Below are 17,008 nucleotides of genomic sequence, written 5' to 3' on the forward strand. Positions count from 1 at the left end.
CCAAGGAGAACTGCAATGAAACTGACCTACCGCCTAACCGCACTGTCCCTGCTGATCGCAACGCCGCTGCCGGCCTTCGCCGCCACCATCAACGCTGTCATGTACAAGAACCCGCAATGCAGCTGCTGCGAATCCTACGCCAACTATCTCGAGCACAACGGCTTCAAGATCGACATCAAGCCGGTCGACAATCTCTCTCAGATCAGCAGCGATGCCGGCGTGCCGGCTGACCTCGAAGGCTGCCACACGCTGATGGTCGACGGCTATGTCGTCGATGGCCTGGTGCCGGTCGAGATCGTCAAGAAGCTTTTGACCGAACGCCCGGCGATCACCGGCATAACGCTGGCCGGCATGCCGACGGGCGCTCCGGGCATGGGTGGTGAGAAGCAAGGCCCTTTCGTCGTCTACGCCTTCACCAAGGACGGCAAGGCACCCACCGTCTACGCGACCGAGTGAGGCTGTTGTGAGCAAACTGGCCATGGTCCTGATTGGCATGCTGCTGGCATTTTTGCTGCCGGCATCAGCCGCCGAGCCACCGCAGAACTTTGTCGTTCACGAGGCGCCCGTCGCGGTGCCGGAAATCAGCTTCGAGGACGGCAACGGCAAGCCGAAAACGCTTGCGGATTTCCACGGCAAGGTCGTGCTGCTCAACATCTGGGCGACATGGTGCGCGCCCTGCCGCAAGGAGATGCCGACGCTCGATCGTCTGCAGGCCAAACTCGGCGGTCCGGATTTCGAGGTCGTCGCGCTGTCCATGGACCGTGCCGGTCCTGAGATTGTGAAGAAGTTCTTTGCCGAGATCGGCATCAAGCTCCTCGCCCTCAACATCGATGTCTCGGGCAAGGCAATGTTTGCCATCGGCACCGTCGGCCTTCCGGCAACCCTGCTGATCAATCGCGATGGCAAGGAGATTGGCCGGCTGATTGGGCCGGCCGAATGGGACGCGCCCGACATGGTCGACTTCATCCGCAGCCGCATCGCCTCCGAGTGAGAAAGGAACAGATATGTCCGGGTTGAAGGCTCGCTGCGTCGCATCGGCTTTGAACGAGTGGAGGTGTTTGCTGCTGGGCGTTATTGCCATTGCGCCGCTGGCCGTGGGCTTTTCGTATCAGGCCCAAGCCCACTCGCTCGACGAAATCGACGCCATGCTTGAGGGCGACGAGAAATATTTCCAGACGATCGACAAGCCGGCGCCTGAATTCACGCTGCGCACCGCCGATGGGCGTGTCGTGCGAACGGCAGACCTGCGCGGCAAGGTGGTCGTCCTCCACTTCATCTACACATCGTGCCCGGATGTGTGCCCCCTGCATGCCGAGAAGATCGCCGAAGTCCAGAAAATGGTGAACGGCACGCCGATGAAAGGTCAGGTCAGCTTTGTGACCATCACCACCGACCCGACTAGGGACACGCCGGATGTGCTCGGCAAATACGGGCAGACGCACGGGCTCGATCCCATCAATTGGCTGTTCCTGACCACGACCCCAGATCAGCCGGAGGATGCGACCCCGAAGCTGGCGGAAGCCTTCGGCCACAAGTTCACGCTAACGGATGATGGTTATCAGATGCACGGCACCGTCACCCATGTGATCGACAAGGAGGGCCGCTGGCGGGCGAATTTCCATGGCCTGAATTTCGCCGCGGTCAATCTTGTCACCTTCGTCAATGCACTCACCAACAATGTCGAGCGCCCGCACCATGAGCCGGAAACGGGATGGTGGGCGAAGATCAAGGGCATGTTCTGAGGCACCATTCACATGCCGGCGGTCCGGCGAAACAGAGGGAAGGAGAACCCTGTGATCCACAAGTCCAACCCATTGCGCGGAGCCATCGGCAAAATGGCCCGTGCCTTCGTCCTGGCCGGCGCGACGGTCTGGCTGGCGCTCGGTCTTCACGGTCAGGCGATCGCCGCGGGCGAGATGTCCCAGGACCAGTTCGACCAGCGCATCCACGACTATATCCTCGCGCATCCCGAAGTCGTCATGGAGGCGCTGCAGAGCCTCGATGCCCGCCAGCGCGAGGCCGCGGCAAAAGAGGCGAAAGCCGCCCTGGCGGCCAGGGCCGACGAGATTTTCCGGGACCCGGCGAGCCCGGTCGGCGGCAACGCCGAAGGCGACGTCACAATGGTCGAGTTCTTTGACTATGACTGCCCCTATTGCCGGCAAGTTGCGCCGATCATGGCGCAAGCCATGGCCGACGATCCGCAGCTCAGGATCGTCTACAAGGAATTCCCGATCCTCAGCACGGATTCCGTATTTGCTTCCAAGGCGGCTCTCGCCGCAGTGCGCCAGGGCAAGTACATGGCATTCCACAAGGCCTTGTATGCGGTGAAGACGCGGGTGACCGAAGCGGTCGTGCTGAAGGTCGCTGCCGACGTCGGGCTCGACGTGGCTAAAATGAAGGCCGACATGCAGCGGCCCGATATCCAGGCGTCGATCGACCGGAATACGCAACTCGCCCAGGCGCTGAAGATCAGCGGAACGCCAAGCTTCGTCATTGGCGAGCAGATTTTCCCCGGCGCGACCGACCTCGCAACAATGAAGAAACTGATCGAGCAAGCGAGGAACAGCAAATGAGCCGGATATGCTACCTAACCCGACGGACGGTTGTTCTGGGCAGCGCCTTTGGCATCGCTGCGGTCGTTGGCTTGCTCAAGAGGCCGGATTTGGCGATCGCCGCGGAGGATTCCGATCTGGTGCGCCGTTTCAAATATCTCAGCCAGAACGGCAACAGCACGTGTTCGGCCAAGTTCACTGAGTCGATCGCGACCATGCCGGCGATGTCGCGGATCACGGGCTCGTGCTGCAGCCCTATGGAGACGAAGCGCTATGCCGAGCAGGTGAGCGGCCTGGCCGAGTACCGCGAGATCGCAATGATCCCCAGCGATCCGTACGACATTCCGGCCGGCATCGCACAGAAGATGCTGCCCTACTACGATGTGAAACTCTCCGGCGACGAGCAGCAGGCCTATGACTATGCAATGGCCAATTCCAACGAGAAAGGCCCATGCTGCTGCGCATGCTGGCGCTGGAAAGTGTATGGCGGATTGGCGAAGTTCCTGATCCACGAGCATGGTTTCACCGGCAAGCAGGTCGTCGACGTCTGGGATCTCTCGGACGGCTGCGGCGGAGGTATGTGAGACGGCAAGGACAGGACACTTCCGGTTGGCAGGACACGGCGGCAGGGTGGCCGATCGGGGTTTCCTCGTCGTCTTGACCGAATTCCCCGGCGAGCTAATTGCCTTCGCAGTCGCCGATGCTTACCGACGAAGGCGGGCCTTCACTGACCGTAAAGGTGATTGCAATGATGAATGGTCCAATGGGTACATGGATGATGGGCGGCATGGCGCTCGTCTGGGTCCTGGTGTTCGTCGCGCTCTTGCTCGCGATTGCAGCGCTGGTCAAATACCTGCGAACCTGAAGTCGTAGATACCTTCAGGTATACGACTATGTGATGGCAAATTCCGGGGAGAAGGGGCAACCGCTGCCGTCTGTGGCGGTGGCATGTAAGGCGAACCAGCGCAGCACGACGCCCCACCCTCGTCAGGCAAAGCCTGGAACCGGCTTGGTCTTGCCGCTCAGTTGCGCGCCCAATGTCAGTGCCTGCGGGAAATTCCGGACGATCGCCGCCATCAAGGTGGCGCTACCGGGGCGAAGGGCAATTCCGGCAAGAGCCGCGGCGGCGTAGACCCGCGTCGAAAACAGTTTTTTCCAGGCCGCCTCATAGCGTCTGGCGGCGGCCTCGCGCCCTGCCCGGCCACTTGGCGCGGATGCGAGTTCGCAAGCCAGCAACCAGCCGGACTGAAGCGCCATCGAGATGCCCTCGGCGATGACTGGGTGAGACTCTCCGGCCGCATTGCCGACGCGGAAGATGTCCCCTTCGTAGCAGGAGCGAATTCCCGGCCGGATCGGACCTGCGGCAAGCCACGGACCGTCGAGAAGCGCCGGTTCCAGGGCGTCTCTCACGCCCCGGCATGAGTCCACGAGATGGCGGAAGACCGCATCGGCGGCCGGCACATGGCTCCGGCGTTTGGGGCCATGTTGCTTGCGCAACCGCGCGAGCATATCGCGGCGAATGCAGCACGACACCGACAGCCGGCCGTGATCCGCCGAGACCATGCCGCCATAGCCGCCGGGAAAAGCCAGCAGAGGCATCAAATCCGGCGCCAGCGACGACCCGGTGAAATGCGCCTTGAAGCCGAGCAGGTCAGAGGGGCGATTTGCCTTTCCGAGCTGGCTGGACAGCGGCCCTGGTTCCCACGAGCCGTGTGCGGCGACAATCACCGGCGCACGCAACATGGTCGTTTCCTCCCCGGCCTGAATTCGCACCCGTTGCATCTGGCCATCCCGCTCGATGGCGACAGCGCGGCAGGGCTGAAAGATTTCGACACCCGCCGAGCGTGCCGCCTGCAAAAGCAGGGAATCGAGAATGTCCCGGCCGAGCGCCCGGCCGAAGCTATCTTTCGCACGAAGCCCAGCTCCTGCACGTGGCATTGCCGCCTCGACGTAGGTCTCGCCGGAAAACAGGCCGACGCGACGGATTTCGGGGCCGGCATTGGCATACCAGGCATCGCCGATCTCCAGCCGGTCCAGAAGCGCAAGATTGCTTGCCGAGATATATTCGCCGCAGACCTTGCGGCGCGGAAATGCGGTCTTTTCCACAATGGCCACGGCCCATCCGCGCCGGGCCAGCGAGAGCGCGACGGATGTGCCCGCCGGGCCGGCGCCGATGACGATGGCGTCATGGGTCGACAATCCGGTCATGGCTCGACACTGGCGCTGGCGCCGACGAAGATGTGGGAAAACAGACCGGCGCGTCGTTCCTCGACTGGCTTGCCGTTGGCCGCAAGCCAGAGGCCGGAAAGCTCGCTGCCGCGAAAGCCGGCACGCACGCTTTGCGCCGCGTCGTTTTGTGTGACGTCATTGGCGCCGATTGCCGGCAGAAGACGGGTCGCGGCCAGCGCCAGTTTGGCCCGCAGCGGCTCGGTCGCGATGAGCAACGGGGCTTTCGGCCTGATCAGCGAAAACAGGCGCACGAGCTGGGCATCGTCGAGATGGTGCAGAAACAGATTGACGGTGACGGCGTCGAACCGTGCGCCCTCGAACTTTCCTGTCCAGTCGAAGACATCGGCGGTGATCCCTTCAGCCTTCCATCCCAGCCTGTCAAAATCATCGCGCAATTGCGCGGTGACGAGGTCGACGCGGTCGAGCATTGCCAGTTCGACCCCAGGCCAATGCCTGGCCATGCGCCGAGCCACCGCAAGCATGAAGGAGCCATCGCCGGCGCCGATCTCCAGGATGCGGCGTGGCGGCTTTGGCACAAACCTCTTGAGCAACGACGTCATGATCGGCACCTGAAACATCAGCATGTTGATGCGCCGAAGGTCGCGGCGCGCGGTCAGCGCTCGCGGATCGTCGGCCGCAAGTCCGTCGAGGATTTCCGGCGCAAGCTGCCGATGCTCCAGGCCGCTCATGACACCGTTCGAAAGAGCATGGTTTCGGCAGTCAGCCCGGGCCCGAACGACATGCCGCAGCCGAGCAGGCCGGGTGGCGCCTTCAACATCTCTTTCATCACGAACATGACGGTCGCGGACGACATGTTCCCGTATTGGCGCAACACCGCGCGCGATGGTTCCAGCGCAGTGGGCTCCAGTTCCAGCGCCCTTTCGACAGCGTCGAGCACCGAACGTCCACCCGGGTGCACGGCCCAAAGGTCGATGTCTTCCGCCGATCGACCGCCGAGGATGGCGGCCTGGCTGTTCCGCAACGCTTCATGAATCGCTGCCGGCACCTGGCCGGAAAGAACCATTTCGAAGCCGTGGTCGCGAATGTTCCAGCGCATCAGGTCCCGCCGTTCCCTCGCCACCAGACAGTGAAAGCTATCGAGCTCGATGCCGGCCGGCTCGGCAGTAATGAGCGCAGCCGCGCAGCCGTCGCCCCAAAGGCAGAACGACAGCAGTTTTTCCAGCTCGGTGGTTTCGCGCAGATGCATCGTGCAGAGTTCGATATTGACCAGCAGGACCTTGGCCTGCGGGTCGGAGCGGACGATGTGGCGGGCCAATTTGAGGCCGTTGATCGCGGCATAGCAACCCATGAACCCGATCATTGTGCGTTCGACGCTGTCCGGCAGCCCGCAGCGCGCAACCAGCTCGAGATCGATGCCCGGCGCCGAAAAGCCGGTGCAGGTGGTGACGATAAGATGGGTGATGCGGGAAGCGTCGTCGCCAAGCTGCAATCCGTCGATGCCCTTTTGCGCCAGAACAGGTGCGGCATCGTCGAACATCGCCATCCTCATGGCCGTTCCGGGAAACGCGCCGCGGATGAAGGTCCCGGCCAGGTCGGCGGACGGTCCTTCGGGGTTGGACGCCGGCGCAAAGCAGGAATAGCGGTGCTCGATGCCGGCAAGATCGGCCATGCGTTCGAAGAGCCTCCGGCGATCGGCCGCGAGCATGGAGGCCGCGAAACGCAGGTAGAATTGATGAACCTCGTGCTCCGGCACCGCTGTCGCGATCCGGTTGATATAGGCGTTGACGGGCATGTTCTGTCTCCTCGACGTCTGCACGGTGTAGCGTGCCGCCGGAGGGTCCTTGCTCATCGGCACCCGGAGTGGGCTCCGAGTTTGAGCGCTGTTCGATAAACGTTTCCGAAAACTGATTTCTTCCCGAAGGTCCAGTATGTGCTGTTGGCAGCAAACGGTTGGAGCCGGCGGGCGGTTGCGTCGGGCGTCCAAAATCGCCACATCATGTTGACCTTCCATCTACTGGAAGGTCTATTTCCTCCGACAAAGGAGATTTCCGCCATGAACATCGGCGTCGCATCCGAAAAATCCGGCCTGCCGGCCAAGACGATCCGTTACTACGAGGATATCGGGCTCTTGCACCCGGCCCGGACCGACAATGGCTATCGCGATTACTCGACGGCCGATATTCACCGGCTGCGCTTCCTGCAGCGCTCGCGCAGCCTGGGGTTTTCGGTCGACGAATGCCGCCAGCTGCTGTCGCTGTACCAAGATAGGGAACGTGACAGCGCCGACGTGAAGGCGATCGCGAAAGCCAAGCTGGTGGAGATCGACAGGAAGATCGCCGAACTGGTCGGATTGCGCGGCTTGCTCCACCATCTGGTCAGTCACTGCCACGGCGACGAGCGGCCGGATTGCCCGATCATCGACGAGCTGGCGGGACAAGGTGTGGCCCAGTGAGGCTCGCAGCCGCTGGAACGGTGCTGTCTCTTGCCTGCGTCTCTGTCGTGCTCGCTGCCGCCCATTCGAGCCGTGATGCGGTCATCGCGGCTCGCCAGGCCTCGATGAAGGAAATGGCCGCGGCGGCAAAGGCGATCGCCGGGATGTTCGACGGCAAGCGGGCGTACGACGCCGCGGCTTTCAAGGCGGCGGCCGAGACCATCCGCGCCCGCACCGGCCCTGCCCTGATTGCCGAATTCCCCAGCGCGACATTGGGTGCGCCTTCAGGCGCCAAGCCGGATATCGACCCCGCCCGCGCGGAGTTCGAAGCGCTGGCCCGTCACATAGGGACGCTGGCGAGCGCCCTGGCCTCCGACGCCGCGCGGGCGCCGCCGCGCATCACTGACGACATGAGAATGGGTTCCGGCCTGGCAATGGGCGGCGGCAGCCTGCTTGGCAAGCGACCGTCACTCGCGGAAGCCGATCCCACTAAATTGCCGGCGGAGCACCTCCTGCATCTCATCTTGCAGGATTGCTCGAGCTGCCATTCGAAATTCCGGCAAAAGGTCGAGTGATAGCGTCAGCTCCGCAGTTGCTGAGCCGAAATAAAATTGCGCCAGCCGCCGAAATGCGAAATCTCTTGCGCATCAGTAAGGCCGGCACTTTCGACGAGGAAGCCTTTCGGCGAAGTTCCATCATCGAGCAGAAGCGTGCCGATGCCGAGCGGCGGCGGGATCGCGCCGACGAAGCGGCCGAAGGCTTGCGGCGACAGCCGCCAGACTTCGACCTCGATCGCTGTGCCCTTGCCGTTGCAGCTGCGCTCGAGCCCCGGTCGCGGCACCGACTGGCCGGTGAGCGCGTAAAGCCGGTAGAGCGGCGCCGTTCTCGCAGCCCGGGCGAAAATCGCACCGAGCTGCTGCAACTGGCCGTTCAGCGCCATCCCCGACAGATGCGCGCCGACCACGGCCAGCTCGATCGTGCCTTCATCCACGTCCACGCAAACATCGCCACGCGGCGGCTGCGGCCAGCCGGTGGCGCCCAGCGACAGGCGGCTTGCCGCATGGATGTCGTGGGCAAGCGACGCCGTCAAATGGTCCTTGCCGGCCGCGGCAAGCAAGGTGACGCTCATCGGCAGACCGTCACTGCGTGTTCCGCTCGGTACCGAAATGCCGCACATGTCGAGCAGATTGACGAAGTTGGTATAGGTTCCGAGCCGGCTGTTGGTGACGATGGGGTCAGCCAACACCGCTTCGACTGTGTAATGCGTCGGCGCGGTCGGCACACAGAATAGGTCGACCGAGGTGATAACCGGCGCAAGCTTGGCCTTGTAGGCCTGCAAGGCATAGAGCCCGTTGAAGGCGTCCGCGGCTGAAAGTTTTCGCGCGCCGCCGATGATCGTTCGCGTCACCGGATGCATGGCCGCCTCGTTGGCGTCCATGAAGTCCTTGATCGCGGCGTAACGCTCGGCCACCCAGGCGCCTTCGTAGAGCAGGTTGGCCGTGGCGTAGAAATCACCGAACGGGATTTCGACCAGCCTGCAGCCCAGCGTCTCCAGCGAGGCAAGGGCGGCCTCGAAGCCCGCCTGCATCGCCTCGTCGCCGAAGAAGGTCCAGTCGGCTCTGGCCGGCACGCCAACCGTCAGCACGGGTGGGCGCGCAAGGCCCTGGACGCCGAGGTCACGCGAATAGGGATCGGCGTCGTCCTTTGCCGCCGCCGCCTCGAACACGTGGTAGGCGTCGTCGACGGTGAGCGCGAAGACCGAGACGCAGTCGAGCGTGCGGCAGGCCGGCACGACGCCGGTGGCCGACAGCGCGCCGACGCTCGGCTTCAGCCCGACGATGTTGTTGAGGCCGGCGGGGATGCGCCCCGAACCGGCGGTGTCGGTGCCGAGCGCGAACGAGACGATGCCACGCGCCGTCGCGACGGCCGAGCCGCATGAAGAGCCGCCCGGCACAAGTTTCGGGTCGATCGCATTCCTCGGGATCGGATAAGGCGTGCGCACACCGACCAGGCCGGTGGCGAACTGGTCGAGATTGGTCTTGCCGACGACCAGTGCGCCGGCGGCCTTGAGCCGCGCGACGACTGTGGCGTCTTTCGCCGGCAGGTAGGCATATTCGGCGCAGCCGGCCGTGGTCGGCATGCCGGCAACATCGATGTTGTCCTTGACCGCGAACGGTACGCCCCACAGCGGCTTTGCCACGGGGTCGAACGGGCCGAGCTTTTCTGCTTCGGCCAGCATCTCCGCCCTGCTCGCCAGATGGATGAAGATGCCGGGGTCATCGGCCGCTGCGAGCCGCGCATCGACCGCATCGATCACCTCGCCGATGCCGACGCCGGCCTGATAGGCGGCGTGCAGGCTCGCTATGTCGAAGCGGATGTCGCTCATTTGGCCTCGCCCAGAATGACTACCGGCAGGTTCCACTGGATGAGTACGACGCAGCCGTCTTTTGTCCACACCGAATGCTCGGTTCCGACCGGATTCAGGATCACGCTGCCCGCGGCATGATCGCCGTTCTCGTCGCTCTGGGTGCCTTCCAGCACGATGATCGTTTCCAGCCCGGCATGGCGATGGCGCGGCACGCTGGCGCCGGGCCGGTAGTTCAGGATCGCGACCGACGGTTCCGTCGGTCCGCCCTTGAGCAGCCAGTGCGCCGTAATGCCATCGCGGAAATGCCCGAACGCCAGATCGCGCCAGCCACCATTAAGGAGGCCGGCAAAGGCAAGGTTAGGCATTGGCAATCCCCTCGAGCACCTGGTCGGTTGTCGCCGTCCAGCCGACGATGGCACCCTGCGCCCTGATCATGGCCAGGGCGGCCGCCTTGAACTCGGCAAAATAACTCTCGGTGGCATCCTCCGCCAGCAGGCATTCATAGCCGCGGTCGTTGGCCTCGCGCATCGTCGTCTGCACGCAAACCTCCGTCGTCACTCCGGCAAAGACCAGTTGCTGTGCGCCGAGCCGCTTCAGGTCGTCGCCGAAGCTAGTGGCATAGAACGCGCCCTTGCCCGGCTTTTCGATGACGATTTCGCCGGGCAAAGGGGCAAGTTCATCGAGGATCGCCGTTCCCGGCTCGCCGACGATCAGCACGCGACCCATCGGCCCGACATCGCCGATCCGGATCGACGGATTGCCGCGGTTTCGCTTGGCCGGCGGCAGATCCGAAAGATCTGCTTTGTGGCACTCCATCGTGTGGATCACCGGCAGGCCAGCGGTGCGGAACCCCTCGATCAATCTCTTCACCGTCGGCACAATCGCCACCACCCGGCTGACGTCGTTGCCGAGGCTGGCGCCGAAGCCGCCGGGTTCAGCGAAATCTCGCTGCATGTCGATGACGACCAGCGCCATCGCCTCAGGCTTGAAGGCGAACGGAAACGGCAGCGCCTCGATCTCGGCCATCAGTGATGTCCCGCCATGTGCTCGCCGATCGTCTGTACGCTCGCCTGCGCGATCGGCGTCTCATAGACCAGCGCGCCGTCCGACATGACGAAGATGCGGTCCGAAAGCTCAAGCAGCTCGTCAAGGTCTTCCGACATAAGGAGCACCGCGGCGCCGGCGTTGCGCGCCTTCATGATGCGGGCGCGTATTTCGGCGACGGCGGAGAAGTCGAGGCCGAAGCAGGGATTCGACACGATGAGCAAATCGACCTCGCCGGTCAGCTCCCGCGCCAGCACCGCGCGCTGCACATTGCCGCCCGACAGCGACGAAATCGGCGAAGCGAGCGAGGCCGTCTTGACCTTGAACTGTTCGACCAGACGGGCCGCGTATTCCCTGATCGCACTCATCCTGATCCAGCTGACCGGCTTGCCGGCCTCGTTGAGGTCGAAGGTGCGGAAGGCCATGTTTTCCGCCACCGTCATCTTCGGTGCGCAGGCATTGCGCAACGGCTCCTCCGGAATGAAGCGGACATTGAGCGTGCGCGCCTCGCTGCGGCTGGCGCCATAGGGCGAGCCTTTCACCAGAACGTCGCCGCCATTGCGCGCCCGCTGTCCGGCAAGGACTTCGAGAAACTCCTTCTGGCCGTTGCCGGAGATGCCGGCGACGCCGACGATCTCACCGGACTTCACATCGAGCTCGCCGATGTCGATGGTTTTCAAGCCGGTGCGGTCGGGCGCCTTCAGCGACTTTACCGTCAGCACCTGCCTGGCGCCGGCCGGCACCGGAGCGCGGCTGTCGAGTGCTGCAATCGGCTGGTCACCGATCATCATCGCCGCCATCTGCTTGTGCGAAAGCTCCGAGACTTTGCCGGTTCCGGTCAGCCTGCCCTTCCGCAGCACAGTGATGTCGTCAGCAAAGGCCGTCACCTCGTGGAATTTATGCGAGATCATCAGCACGGTAAGGTCGCCGGTCCTGGTCATGTCGCGCACCAGGCCAAGCACTTCCTGCGCCTCGCCGGGAGTGAGCACCGAAGTCGGCTCGTCGAGCACCAGGAAACTGCGGCCGAGGTAGAGCTGCTTGATGATTTCGAGCTTCTGCTTCTCGCCCGCGGCAAGCTCGGCAACCTTGACGTCGAGCGGCAGCTTGAACGGCATGCGCTGCATGAATTGCGCAAGTGCGGCGCGCTCCTTGCGCCAGTCGATGACGCCGGGCACCTTCTCGCGCGAAATGACCAGGTTTTCCGCACCGGTCAGCGACGGGACGAGCGTGAAATGCTGGTAGACCATGCCGAGCGCGAGCGCCGACGCATCCTTGGGGCTGGCGATCGCGACCTCGCGGCCTTCGACCAGCATGTCGCCCGAGGTCGGGTGGTAAAAACCCATCATGCATTTGACCAGCGTCGACTTGCCGGCGCCGTTTTCGCCGAGCAGCGCGTGGAACGATCCCGCCGGCACCTTGATCGACACATCGTCCAGCGCGGTGAAGGCGCCGAAGCGCATGGTCATGCCGATGGTCTCGACGCCGACGGCTTTCTTGCCGATGCTTCCGCTCAAGGTCGTGTCCTCACGGCAGTTGCGCGACGAAGGATGCCGAGTTCGATACCGCGCCGAACACCCCGCCCTGCATCTTGATCATCTTGATTGCAGCGAGATGGTTGCCGTAGTCGGTCGCGCCGCAGCAATCCTCCAGCATGACGCATTCGAAGCCGCGATCATTGGCCTCGCGCATCGTCGTGTGGACGCAGACATCGGTGGTGATCCCGGTCAGCACGATGTTTTCGATGCCGCGCTGGTGCAGGATCAGCTCCAGGTCGGTGGCGCAGAACGAGCCCTTGCCCGGCTTGTCGATGATCGGTTCGCCCGCCGCCGGATAGAGGTCGGGGATGATGTCCCAGCCGGCTTCGCCGCGCACCAGGATGCGACCGCAAGGTCCGGGGTCGCCGATGCCGGCATTAATGCGGCGCGAGCGCCAGCGCTTGTTGGCCGGCAGGTCGGCGAGATCGGGCCGGTGGCCCTCGCGCGTGTGGATGATGGTGTAGCCCTTGGTCCGCATGGCTGAGAGCACCGACTTGATCGGCTCGATCGGCGCCCGCACCAGCGAAAGATCGTAGCCCATATGATCGACATAGCCGCCCGGCCCGCAGAAATCAGTCTGCATGTCGATGATGATCAGCGCCGTATTGTCGGGCCGCAGCTCGCCATTGTAGGGCCATGGATAGGGATCGGCATCGATGTAGCGCTGGGTGATCTCGGCTCTGGCGTTCATCGGGAAAACTCCAGTCATTTGGTGATCGACAACTCGCCCGGCGCGCCGGCAAGCGTGCGGCTCGGCGACGAGGTGGCGATCATGATGATGAGCGTGAGGATGTAAGGTGCGGCGTAGAAGAGATAATAGCCCTGCGTCACACCGACCGATTGCAACGCCGGGCCTAGCGCGCCCGCGCCGCCGAACAATAGTGCCGCGGCAAAGCAGCCGAGCGGATTCCAGCGCGCGAAGATGACCAGCGCCACCGCCATCAGGCCCTGCCCCGACGAGATGCGTTCGGTCCAGCTGCCGGGGTAATAGAGCGACAGATAGGCGCCGCCGATGCCGGCGAGCGCGCCGCCGACGCCTGTCGCAAGCAGGCGCACGGTGTTGGGATTGAGGCCCATGGCGCGCGCCGCATCGGAGCTGTCGCCGACGACGCGCACGATCAGGCCGGCACGGGTGTTGCGGAAGGCCCACCGCAGGAACACGGCAAGTGCCGCACCAATCAGGAACAGCACGTTGACGTTGAGCGCCGCTTGCACCTGCGGAATGTTCGACCAGCCACCGAAGGCGATGGCCGGCAGGTCTGGCGCCGAGGGCTGGATGAACGGCTTGCCGAAGAAGAAGGCGAGACCCGAGCCGAACAGCATCAGCGCGATACCGATGGCGATGTCGTTCACCCCGCGGAATTTGCAGATCCAGCCGTGGAACAGACCGAAGCAAAGACCGGCACCTGCGGCGGCCAGCAGGCCGAGCCATGGCGAGCCGGTCATCACCGCTACGGCATAAGCGGTCATGGCGCCGAAGACCAGCGTGCCTTCGAGGCCAAGATTGATGCGGCCGGAGCGCTCTGTGATCGCTTCGCCCAGCGAGACGAAGATGAAGGGCGTCGAGACGCGGATGGCGCCGCCGAGAATGGCGAGCGGCACGCCCCACAGGCCGATCTCGGTCGCGTCCATCAGGAGCCCCTCTTCCACAGATCTGGATTGAAGACCTTGAAGCGCCCGTAAAAGGTTTCGCTGAACAGGATGACGACGAAGAGCATGCCTTGCAGCACCAGCACGGTGGCGTCGGGTAGGTCCATGCGGCGCTGGATCAGCCCGCCGGATGCGCCGATGCCGCCGAGCAGGAAAGCGACCGGAATGATGGCGAGCGGATTGTGGCGGGCGAGGAAGGCGACGAGGATGCCGGTATAGCCATAGCCGGCGGCAAGCGAGGCGTTGGCGCTGCCTTGCACGGCGCCGACCTCCAGCATGCCGGCCAGCCCGGCGAAGCCGCCGGCCAACCCGGTGAAGCCGACGATCAGCGGCCCGACGGCAAGCCCTTGCACCTGGGCCGCCCTGACATTGCCGCCGGCGATGCGGGCGGCAAAGCCCCAGCGCGTCTTTTCGATCAGCAGCCAGGACAGGACGCAGGCGAGAATGCCGACGACCAGGCCCCAGTGCACGTCCATGCCTGGAATGTTGCCGATGCGGTAGGCATCCACCAGCGGCTCGGTCGAGGGTTTGTTGAGCGAGGCCGGATCGCGCAGCGGCCCTTCGACAAGATGGTTCATCAACGCGATGGCGATATAGGCCATCAGCAGGCTGGAGATGGTTTCGTTGACGGCGCGGTAGTGGCGGAGTGCGCCGACGGCACCGATCCAGATGCCGCCGGCGACCACGCCCGCCACGCCCATCAGCAGGATGACCAGAAAAGCCGGCGCGCCATTCGCCGCGACGCCGATGGCGGCGGCGGCAACGCCGCCCAGCACGATCGCGCCTTCGCCGCCGATGACGGCCAGGCCGAGCCGTGCCGGCAGTGCCACGCAGAGCGCTGCCAGTAAAAGCGGTGCTGCTCGCGACAGCGAGTTCTGGATCGAGAACCACGAGCCGAAGCCGCCGCGCCACATCGTCTCGTAGAGTTGCACCGGCGATTTGCCGACCAGCGCGATGAACACGCTGAACAGCGCCATGCCGACGATCAGCGCCGCGAGCGGTATGACGAAGGCTTCCGCCCGCCGCGCCGCCCATTCGAGCGCCGCCGGATAACTCCTGGCGCCAAACAGCGCCGGTGCGCCCGCAGTGCTGACCGTGTCTGCCATTGCCCCGTCTCCGATCCGGTTCAGGCGGTCGAACCGACGACGCCCTCGACCAGGTAGTCCATGCTTTCGAGTTCAAGCGCGGTCTCGACGAAGGCCTGGCCCTCGGTCGCGACGACGACGCCCTTGTTACTCTTCAGCGGACCCTTGATGACCGAAAATCCGCCTTTCATCATTTCGGCCAGCGTGCCGTCGAACTGCTTGCGGGCGGCGTCGCCAACAGCGGGGCCGAGCGGGCTCATCTTGACGAAGCCGTCGGCCAGGCCGCCGCGCGTGAAATTGGGCAGCGGCGTGCCGCCCACCAGATCGTCGACGAACATCTTGTAGACCTTGGCCCAGTTCCATTCCGCGCCGGTCAGGTATTTTTCCGGTGCCAGCGGGCTCTGGTTGGCATGATAGCCGCAGACGAAGGCGCCACGCCCGGCCGCCGTCTCGACCACCACCTTGGGGCTGTCGACATGACAGGTGATGACGTCGGCACCCTGGTCGACCAGCGCGTTGGTGGCCTCGGCCTCCTTGACCGCCAGCGACCACTCGCCGGTGAAGATCACCTGGCAGGTGATTGTCGGGTCGACCGAGCGCGCGCCGAGCAGGAAGGAATTGATGTTGAGCAGCACCTGCGGGATCGGCTTTGCCGCGACGAAGCCAAGCTTCTTGGTCTTGCTGGTGTGGCCGGCGACGACGCCGTTCAGATACTGGCCCATGCCGATATAACCGAAATAGGAACCGGCATTCATCGGATGCTTGTCCTTGTTCCACATGCCACCGCAATGGCGGAACTGCACGTCGGGGAATTTCGCGCACATGGCGAGCATGTGCGGATCGAAATAGCCGAACGAGGTCGGGAAGATCAGCGACGCACCGTCGAGATTGATCATCGATTCCATCGTCTTCTGGACGTCGACCGTCTCCGGCACGTTCTCCTCCTCGACGACGGAAATGCCTTCGATCCCCTTCAGCGTGGCGGCGCCTTCGGCATGCGCCTGGTTGTAGCCGTAATCGTCCTTTGGCCCGACATAGATAAAGCCAACGGTGGCCGTCGCGGCGAAGGCCCTGCTGATCGGAAACGATGCGGACGCAAGGCCGAGCGCCGCTCCGGCGGCGGAGGTCTTGAGCAGGTCGCGGCGGCTAAGCATGAATCTCTCGGACATTGAATGCTCCCTCTGTGGGGCCTTTGGGGCCGGTTAACACCTCAATGAAAGAAGTGTATGCAATCAGCGTGCCAGTTTCAGAATCAGGATTTATTCAGCAATATCAATGAGTGTGCCGATGTGGGCTGCACAAAGCCGGAGCAATTGCATACACTTTTTGCCTTCAAAATCGTCAATTTGACATGAAGGCTAAAACATAGGCATACAGAGCTGCGGAGGAATCGAGGCCGGTGAGTGGCTCTCGGCTCTAGCGAGAGGACTGGACGGAGGAGACGTGTCGGGAAAGCGCAATTTGATCAGGTCGGGCACGACCGTCGATCAGATGGTGAGGGCGATCAGCGACCGGATCGTCACCGGTTTCCTGCGCCCAGGCGAAAAGCTCGACGAGGCCTCGCTCGCCGCCCGCTTCGATGTCTCACGTACGCCGATCAGGGAAGCGCTCAGCCGGCTCAGCGCCATGGGACTGGTCGAAAGACGGCCGAACCGTGGCGCCACCGTCGCCGTGGTGACGCAGGAGCACCTCGCCTCGATGTTCGAGAGCATGGCCGAGCTTGAAGCGATCTGCGCGCGCTTCTCGGCCGAGCGCATGACGGCCGGCGAGCGCCGCACGCTGGAGGCCGAGCATCAGGCATCGGCGCGCTTGGTGCAGCTCGGGGTCGAAGAAGAGTATGAGCTTTTCAACACCGAGTTCCACACCCGGCTCTATCGCGGCGCCCACAGCAAGCACATTTATGAGTTGACCGTCATGACCCGCGGCCGCCTCGCGCCGTTCCGGCGCGCGCAATTCATGCTGCCCGGGCGGCTGGCCCAGTCCTGGCAAGAACATGACGCCATCGTCACCGCAATCATGCGCGGCGACAGTGCGGCGGCCGCAACAGCCGCCAAGGATCATGTCTCGATCGTCAGTGAGGCGAGCGCCGTCTTTGCCATCGGCGATCCCCCCAAAGGCAAGGCCGAGCCGTTCCCGACATCGGCTTCCTGACC

At 63.9% G+C, this 17,008-nt stretch carries 20 protein-coding genes; 9 read left to right on the forward strand and 11 right to left on the reverse strand.

Translation table 11 applies throughout. The features are described from left to right. Nucleotides 1-15: 15 nt before the first annotated feature. The 6 genes from NKJ46_RS03200 (at nt 16) to NKJ46_RS03225 (ending at nt 3,417) form a co-directional block, all read left to right on the forward strand. Entirely contained in the window at nt 16-456 is a 441-nt protein-coding gene (locus NKJ46_RS03200) for a DUF411 domain-containing protein (protein ID WP_352661789.1), read from the forward strand. A gap of 7 nt (nt 457-463) precedes the next feature. Then, the gene (locus NKJ46_RS03205) at nt 464-991 is read left to right on the forward strand and encodes a TlpA family protein disulfide reductase (protein ID WP_352661792.1); all 528 of its coding nucleotides are present in this window, start codon (nt 464-466) and stop codon (nt 989-991) included. Continuing rightward, nucleotides 924-1,742 carry an SCO family protein gene (locus tag NKJ46_RS03210; protein ID WP_352661795.1) on the forward strand — a complete coding sequence of 273 codons (819 nt, stop codon included), beginning with the start codon at nt 924-926 and terminating at the stop codon, nt 1,740-1,742. The genes NKJ46_RS03205 and NKJ46_RS03210 overlap by 68 nt, the downstream gene beginning before the upstream one ends. A 51-nt stretch (nt 1,743-1,793) precedes the next feature. Next, nucleotides 1,794-2,573 (forward strand): DsbA family protein, encoded by a 780-nt coding sequence (locus NKJ46_RS03215; protein WP_352661798.1) that lies wholly within the window; start codon nt 1,794-1,796, stop codon nt 2,571-2,573. Continuing rightward, a complete protein-coding gene (locus tag NKJ46_RS03220; protein WP_352661801.1) occupies nt 2,570-3,136 on the forward strand; it encodes a hypothetical protein in 567 nt (188 codons plus the stop codon). The genes NKJ46_RS03215 and NKJ46_RS03220 overlap by 4 nt, the downstream gene beginning before the upstream one ends. A 116-nt stretch (nt 3,137-3,252) precedes the next feature. After that, the gene (locus tag NKJ46_RS03225; protein WP_023720633.1) at nt 3,253-3,417 is read left to right on the forward strand and encodes a hypothetical protein; all 165 of its coding nucleotides are present in this window, start codon (nt 3,253-3,255) and stop codon (nt 3,415-3,417) included. 122 nt (nt 3,418-3,539) lie between these two features. On the opposite strand, the gene NKJ46_RS03230 is transcribed toward NKJ46_RS03225, so the two are convergent. Genes NKJ46_RS03230 through NKJ46_RS03240 form a run of 3 tightly spaced genes read right to left on the reverse strand, consistent with a single transcriptional unit; the run spans nt 3,540 to nt 6,753 of the window. Then, a complete protein-coding gene (locus NKJ46_RS03230) occupies nt 3,540-4,760 on the reverse strand; it encodes an NAD(P)/FAD-dependent oxidoreductase (protein WP_352661804.1) in 1,221 nt (406 codons plus the stop codon). Continuing rightward, on the reverse strand, nt 4,757-5,470 hold the full coding sequence (locus NKJ46_RS03235) for a methyltransferase domain-containing protein (protein WP_352661807.1): 714 nt from the start codon (nt 5,468-5,470) through the stop codon (nt 4,757-4,759). Before NKJ46_RS03235 ends, NKJ46_RS03230 begins: the two co-directional genes overlap by 4 nt. Further along, on the reverse strand, nt 5,467-6,753 hold the full coding sequence (locus NKJ46_RS03240; protein ID WP_352661810.1) for a type III polyketide synthase: 1,287 nt from the start codon (nt 6,751-6,753) through the stop codon (nt 5,467-5,469). The genes NKJ46_RS03235 and NKJ46_RS03240 overlap by 4 nt, the downstream gene beginning before the upstream one ends. A gap of 42 nt (nt 6,754-6,795) precedes the next feature. On the opposite strand from NKJ46_RS03240, the gene cueR reads away from it, so the two are divergent. Next, nucleotides 6,796-7,194: a Cu(I)-responsive transcriptional regulator gene (gene cueR, locus NKJ46_RS03245; RefSeq protein WP_254819466.1), complete on the forward strand. Its 399-nt coding sequence runs from the start codon at nt 6,796-6,798 to the stop codon at nt 7,192-7,194. After that, a complete protein-coding gene (locus NKJ46_RS03250) occupies nt 7,191-7,748 on the forward strand; it encodes a cytochrome c (protein WP_352661813.1) in 558 nt (185 codons plus the stop codon). The genes cueR and NKJ46_RS03250 overlap by 4 nt, the downstream gene beginning before the upstream one ends. A 5-nt stretch (nt 7,749-7,753) precedes the next feature. On the opposite strand, the gene atzF is transcribed toward NKJ46_RS03250, so the two are convergent. The 8 genes from atzF to NKJ46_RS03290 are packed head-to-tail and all read right to left on the reverse strand — an operon-like array spanning nt 7,754 to nt 16,024. Beyond that, nucleotides 7,754-9,559: an allophanate hydrolase gene (gene atzF / locus NKJ46_RS03255; RefSeq protein ID WP_352661816.1), complete on the reverse strand. Its 1,806-nt coding sequence runs from the start codon at nt 9,557-9,559 to the stop codon at nt 7,754-7,756. Further along, a complete protein-coding gene (locus NKJ46_RS03260; RefSeq protein WP_352661819.1) occupies nt 9,556-9,906 on the reverse strand; it encodes a cupin domain-containing protein in 351 nt (116 codons plus the stop codon). The genes atzF and NKJ46_RS03260 overlap by 4 nt, the downstream gene beginning before the upstream one ends. After that, entirely contained in the window at nt 9,899-10,567 is a 669-nt protein-coding gene (locus tag NKJ46_RS03265) for a cysteine hydrolase family protein (protein WP_023677214.1), read from the reverse strand. The genes NKJ46_RS03260 and NKJ46_RS03265 overlap by 8 nt, the downstream gene beginning before the upstream one ends. Then, entirely contained in the window at nt 10,567-12,099 is a 1,533-nt protein-coding gene (locus tag NKJ46_RS03270; RefSeq protein WP_352661822.1) for an ABC transporter ATP-binding protein, read from the reverse strand. The genes NKJ46_RS03265 and NKJ46_RS03270 overlap by 1 nt, the downstream gene beginning before the upstream one ends. A gap of 10 nt (nt 12,100-12,109) precedes the next feature. Then, the gene (gene biuH, locus NKJ46_RS03275) at nt 12,110-12,811 is read right to left on the reverse strand and encodes a biuret amidohydrolase (protein WP_352661824.1); all 702 of its coding nucleotides are present in this window, start codon (nt 12,809-12,811) and stop codon (nt 12,110-12,112) included. A 14-nt stretch (nt 12,812-12,825) separates the two neighbouring features. After that, on the reverse strand, nt 12,826-13,752 hold the full coding sequence (locus NKJ46_RS03280; protein WP_352661826.1) for an ABC transporter permease: 927 nt from the start codon (nt 13,750-13,752) through the stop codon (nt 12,826-12,828). Further along, entirely contained in the window at nt 13,752-14,876 is a 1,125-nt protein-coding gene (locus NKJ46_RS03285; RefSeq protein ID WP_352661829.1) for an ABC transporter permease, read from the reverse strand. Before NKJ46_RS03285 ends, NKJ46_RS03280 begins: the two co-directional genes overlap by 1 nt. 20 nt (nt 14,877-14,896) lie before the next feature. Then, nucleotides 14,897-16,024 (reverse strand): BMP family ABC transporter substrate-binding protein, encoded by a 1,128-nt coding sequence (locus NKJ46_RS03290; protein ID WP_352661832.1) that lies wholly within the window; start codon nt 16,022-16,024, stop codon nt 14,897-14,899. A 322-nt stretch (nt 16,025-16,346) separates the two neighbouring features. Between NKJ46_RS03290 and NKJ46_RS03295 the strand changes: the two genes are divergently transcribed. Next, nucleotides 16,347-17,006, forward strand: a complete 660-nt coding sequence (locus NKJ46_RS03295; RefSeq protein ID WP_352662374.1) for a GntR family transcriptional regulator — start codon at nt 16,347-16,349, stop codon at nt 17,004-17,006. Nucleotides 17,007-17,008 lie beyond the last annotated feature (2 nt).

This window comes from Mesorhizobium sp. M0166, from assembly GCF_040322255.1.
GTDB lineage: Bacteria > Pseudomonadota > Alphaproteobacteria > Rhizobiales > Rhizobiaceae > Mesorhizobium.